4 protein-coding genes are annotated in these 5,384 nt (G+C 43.9%); 1 reads left to right on the top strand and 3 read right to left on the bottom strand.

Features of this window, described 5'->3' with window-relative positions; all coding sequences use genetic code 11:
• Positions 1-66: 66 nt before the first annotated feature.
• Positions 67-1,029, bottom strand: coding sequence for an IS110 family transposase (locus Q0668_RS18450; RefSeq protein WP_298867317.1), 963 nt, complete (start codon positions 1,027-1,029; stop codon positions 67-69).
• A 523-nt stretch (positions 1,030-1,552) separates the two neighbouring features.
• Here Q0668_RS18450 and Q0668_RS25960 point away from each other — a divergent pair.
• A complete protein-coding gene (locus Q0668_RS25960) occupies positions 1,553-1,768 on the top strand; it encodes a sigma factor-like helix-turn-helix DNA-binding protein (protein ID WP_366918957.1) in 216 nt (71 codons plus the stop codon).
• Positions 1,769-2,107: 339 nt separating this feature from the next.
• On the opposite strand, the gene Q0668_RS18455 is transcribed toward Q0668_RS25960, so the two are convergent.
• Together Q0668_RS18455 and Q0668_RS18460 are read right to left on the bottom strand one after the other, a co-directional pair.
• The gene (locus Q0668_RS18455) at positions 2,108-3,049 is read right to left on the bottom strand and encodes a hypothetical protein (protein ID WP_298867319.1); all 942 of its coding nucleotides are present in this window, start codon (positions 3,047-3,049) and stop codon (positions 2,108-2,110) included.
• Positions 3,050-3,392: 343 nt separating this feature from the next.
• Entirely contained in the window at positions 3,393-5,000 is a 1,608-nt protein-coding gene (locus Q0668_RS18460; protein WP_298867321.1) for a hypothetical protein, read from the bottom strand.
• Positions 5,001-5,384 lie beyond the last annotated feature (384 nt).

The following is a 5,384-nucleotide window of genomic DNA, read 5'->3' on the forward strand; positions in this document are numbered from 1 at the left end:
TCCGCTCCGTTCCAACAAGCAAACAGAACAGTCGTTGATACAACCGGACACTAAGCGGCTGTGTTATTAGTCAAGTTGATTTTGGGCATAATTTGGGTTCCATCGCGAATTTGTTTTGACGAGTGTGTTAAGGATTACAAGTAACTTTCTCATACAGGCAACGTTTACCACCTTGAACGGTTTTCCTTGAGCTTCAAGTCGTTTGGCAAATGCCTTTATGACAGGATTACATCGTCGGGCAGCCAGAGCAGCCATGTGCAGATTGCTACGAACTGAAGCTCTTCCTCCCCAGATAGAACGCTTACCCCGAAAGCGACCACTGTCATGATTGAAAGGGGCCAAACCAACCAGTGCGGATATTTCCTGGCGATTGAGAATCCCCAATTCCGGGAGACTGGACAATAATGAAATGACAGTAACCATACCAACTCCTGGAATGGATTCGATGATTTCTGCCTTAGCTTTCCAATGATCGTCTGAATCTAACAACTTCGCTATTTCTTTTTCGATCGATTTAATTTGCTTCTGCAACATATCAATTATCTTTTGAATGCTCTTTTGGACCAGCTTGGAAGTAAGCAGTTCCTGCCGATTATTTTCAGCTGTTCTCAAATCGATCAGTTGACGACGACGGGTTACCAATTGTTGCAATTCAGTCTGTTTTTCATGTTGTTTTGCGAGCGTTCTTGGTCGAACATGTTGCCCGTACAGTGCGATAAGTTCTGCATCGATCCTGTCGGTTTTTGCCAGGCTGCCCATAGCTTTTCCGAAATGATGAACATGACGCGGATTGGCAATTGAAACAAAATGACCTATGGCCGCAAGTTCAACAACGACGCGTTTCTCATATCGACCTGTCGCTTCAACAATAATCAAGCACGCTCCCACATCAGGCAGTTTGCTGACCAGTTGTTTGATCCCTTTCTCATTGTAGGAAACTTGATAATGAGTCTTTTCAGGAAGGATACAAACATCGAGCGAATCTTTGGCAACATCAATACCGACAAATGAGGTAATCGAATCATTCATGGAGTTGTCCCTGTCTTGCAGATACGAGCTCGATACAGCATGATCTAGATATCGGCTCTGGCGGCTGTTCGGGCTAAAGTCCAAAAACCGGCGACGATCCTGCTTAGTGTCGGTCTTGAAAGACCCAGTCATGGTCGATCTGTCGTCGGCCACCGTGGAAAATTCTTCTTCGCTACGCTCAGAAGTCTTTTCCACGGCAATGTCCATTACACCGTCTGATCCTGACAAGTCAAACATACAAGTCATGTGACTGGTGTCATACTTGGGGGCACGTCATTGCGCCGCTTCAGTGTCCGCAGGTCAAGAGGGCAAGCTGGAATAAGTGAACAGGATGTACTTGGAATTTAGTATTGCCCCTCCACCAACCAATCCGATGTGCTAACCTGATTTGATACTCAATTCGATGGGCCAAAGCCCCTAAAACGGACATAGATACATGACGATCACTTCAATAAGATTCTCGACATTTGATTACGAGCGGTGGTGTGATTTGATGGCTCTCAAGAATCAACTTAACGCACTGATGTCAGATCTTACAGCAAGACAACGCCAAGTGATCACGTTGCGGTTTGGACTGGGTAATGACGTGGCATATAGCTATGAAGAAACTGCACGAATACTCCAACTCTCTCGTGAAAGAGTGTGTGGAATCGAGTCCATTGCGTTATATAAACTCCGCCGTCCTTCACGGTCCGATATTTTGATGCCCTACTGGAAGAGTCTGTTCGAGAGCGATTAGTTTAGGTTTAACGGTCCGGGGCGGGCGTGTTGGAACACGATAAAGTATGACCACTCCGCTCGATAAACAGGGCGTGGCAATTGATTTGAAGTGTTTGCCAGCCACATCCGCCCTTCTACAAAATGAATGTGATCACCATGTTTGACGATAATGCCACTATGTTGGATGGTTCGTATTGTGGCTCATTGTCAAACAAAGTATGTGAGACTGGATTCGGAAAGGGAACGACTTCAGTAAATTGACAGATTACACAAGCCATGAACAATTTGAACCATCGGCCTTGGAAGAAGTATCAGAACAAATCACCTCACGAGTATCCATGCCATAAATCCGTGCACTTCAAAACTCAAGCCACCAATCTATATCCAAGCGGCCTGCATGAACTTCATCATGACATTTGCTACAAAGCACTATCAGATTGAACTCATTAATGCCTTTAGTGCGTTTAGTTGCTTGCAGTCGCACATCGTGAATCTCAAGTATTCTGGGGTCTTCTTCTATCCAACAATTCATGTCCCAGCAGCAATTCCTGCAAGTATTGTTATCTCTCTGATAAACTTCTATTTGCACTTCAATAGGGATCTGACGGTCGTGAGGTTCCGATACACGTTCTTCTGAGAGTAAGATATACTCTCCATAACTAAGATCGGGACGCCCAGTTAGTCGAGTTGCAATAGGGAATCCATCCTTCGTCCGTAGCTCTCTGAGACGTCGAGCAAATTCTTTCTTACCTTTGGCTACATAGAAAAGTTCATCAGTTGTCACGACTCTATTCAAGTTTTCCTTGAAAAAATCCAAGAGTCGGGTTTTAGCTCTTCCTCCACTTTTTAGAATCCGATTGGCGATGACCCAGCGACGTGCAGCATCTTCGTCTCTTTCTTTTGAGGTTAAGAGAAATTGGTCTGACTTTAGATTAATCCCACTGTCAATATCTGGGGTAGCCCCTGAGAATATTCGATATCCTTGCTCGACTCGAAGCTCTCGAATTCGACCTGGATAGTCAGAAATGCCTGAAACAATTCGAAGTTCAGCTCCATCAAGTACGACATTTGTGTATATCTCGAAATACTCTCTGATTCTCTCTCTTGCGGAAGATTTGAGTAGTCCTTCCTTAAAAGCTTCACCAGGCCCATAAAATGGTGAGTCATAGTGAAGATCAGCAAGCAGTACGACCTTTTGACGAAGACTTAATCCTTTGTGCTCGATTCTGAAATCTTGTAACTTACCTTCAATAAATTGGATTAAACTATCAATTGCAAAAGTTTTATCTCTCTTAGCCATTTACAAGATATCCTCTGATTGCGACTTACACGATTATTCAATTCTATGCGATGTTGCATCCAAAACTGTGCAATAGCTTGAGTAAATAATTATTATACTGAATTTTAATCTGGCAGCAATTTTAACAGCCCATTGAAGTAGTTGTTAGTTCGCGACCTGCACGTGATTCAAAGGTGAGCTCATAACGCTTGTGAAGTTTGGAGATACCAGAGAAACTCGGGTTGATTTTGATATTGTCGACGTCCTACTCAATGGCAAGCTGACCAAAGTCTGCCTATTTGTGATGACGCCCCCTCTTCACTCAATCGCCATCTGAACAGCACGAATTAACAGAAATGAGCTATTACCATAACTTCCACCATTTTCGTGAAGGCTCTGGAGGCACAATATCCCTCAGAGGAAGTATTCGGTCATGCAAAGCGACCATTTCCCATTTAACACGTTCCTGTGTCCCCCTAAGAAACACTTCTTGCATCGTGATCCATTTACCAGTTTCAGGTTCATGAGGATTATTATTTTCCCATTCATCCACGATCTTATGAAGTTGAGGATGAGGCATCTCACGAATTGCAGCTCTGCATTCTGCAGTCAGGCTATGGTCATCGGAACTCTTCAACAGATCGAGTAACTCATTGTGAGCCCAGGCTTTGTTAATCAAGGCCAGCACTGCTACCGAAACGATCCTATTGTGCCTAGTTTTTGATCGTATCGCTCGACGGAACAGGCTTAATGCTTCGGTAGGGCGATATTCAAGTGCCAGTATTCCTGCTTCCGCAATTGAATGTCGAGAAGCTTGCCGAAGTTTATTACTTAAAGCATCACGGTTTTCAGAGTATTGGCATAAATACTCCATACATATCAACCATATTTGGGGTTGGGGAAGATCACCGCAGGGATTGGTTCTGTTCAGAAGTTTGAGAACTTCAGGGCACCAGGTACTGTCCTTGGAAGAGAGTATAACTTCTAGTGCTGTGGAAATAGCACCCGCGTTTGGCAATTGTAATGCAGAATTTAACACCTCATCGTGTGGCAATTCTAATGAAGAATTTAATAGCTCATACTGATGGCAGCTTTCAATCTCAAATATTGCTTTGAGGGCGTGTCTTTGCCTGTTACTGTTTTCAAAACAATTCAGAAGCATTTTCTCACGTTCAAGCCGATTAAGTTCATCAGCTGCCGCCACATCCTTTTGAAAACGATCATCCAAGGATATGGATTTCAAAAGTTCCCAATCCCCCAACGCTGCAGCGAGCTTTGGGACCAGATGGTTTGAGGAAGGAAAACCTTCGATGCATTCGAGGAAATGCAAAATCTCATTGGTCTCAAAGGAAAGACGTACAACATGCTTATCGGAATGCTTTTCAAGCAAGCCAGCATTTTGTAGTTCATCAAAAGCAAGTAAAACAGTATCGATTGAGGGATGCAATTCAATGACACGCTGTTCCCAGATCTCGGGTTGTTTAAGTGACTTTAGAAAGATATTGTAGAAATAATCATCGAACCAATCGGCTGTGTCATCGAAAAAATCGACGTCGATACACTCTCCAGAAATACGATTCTTGAGACGGCAACCTCTTCCATGGAAGTTGTACTTCCAATCTGTATCACCAGGAACTAATCCATGTTTTTTAATGGGTGGGTGAGCGAATGCTCCAGCAGCTGCGATCGCAACGGGATCACCATCCAATTTAAACCGCACACACTCGAGAACAAACTCCTGGCGTTGTCGATGTTTAACAAGAGAACATAGCGTCCAAAGTCCCCAGGGAGAGATAGGGAGCGGATTTGAAAGGCAATGGTGAATGAAACGTTCCACGTCACCTGAATCAAGGCAGCCAGCGATCCGGTTCTGGATTTCTTGGAAAAGCACGTCACTCCCTTGGTTCCATAGACGGATTTCAGTTTTTAGCAAAAGCGGCTTCAACACTTTACTGGCAACATTATATGTCATTACTCAATATATGCAAATCGTTGTAAAACGACGCAAGCCCTTGCTTATTTGCCCCGTAACTCGAGAGTTTCTCCTTAGAATTCCGTGCGATTTTCCCAAGTTATTAGAACTGAGTAAATTCCAGTCAGTGTTGGTGACGATTGACGCGATGGGATCTCAGATAAAAATTGCGACGAAGATCATTCTGGGAGGCGCGGACTGAAGTATGACGCGATCACTCCGCAACTTTGTAAATCGGGACACAAAATCGACACACTCCATCAGATTATATTCTCCACCTACTTTCGAGACGCCCCCATTCGAGAATGCGATCTGCTTCAATTTGCTGGATTTCCAAAAGGCAACGAGATAATATCATATAACTTGAATCTTATCAGACTGTCC

This window comes from uncultured Gimesia sp. (genome assembly GCF_937910335.1).
Classification (GTDB): domain Bacteria; phylum Planctomycetota; class Planctomycetia; order Planctomycetales; family Planctomycetaceae; genus Gimesia.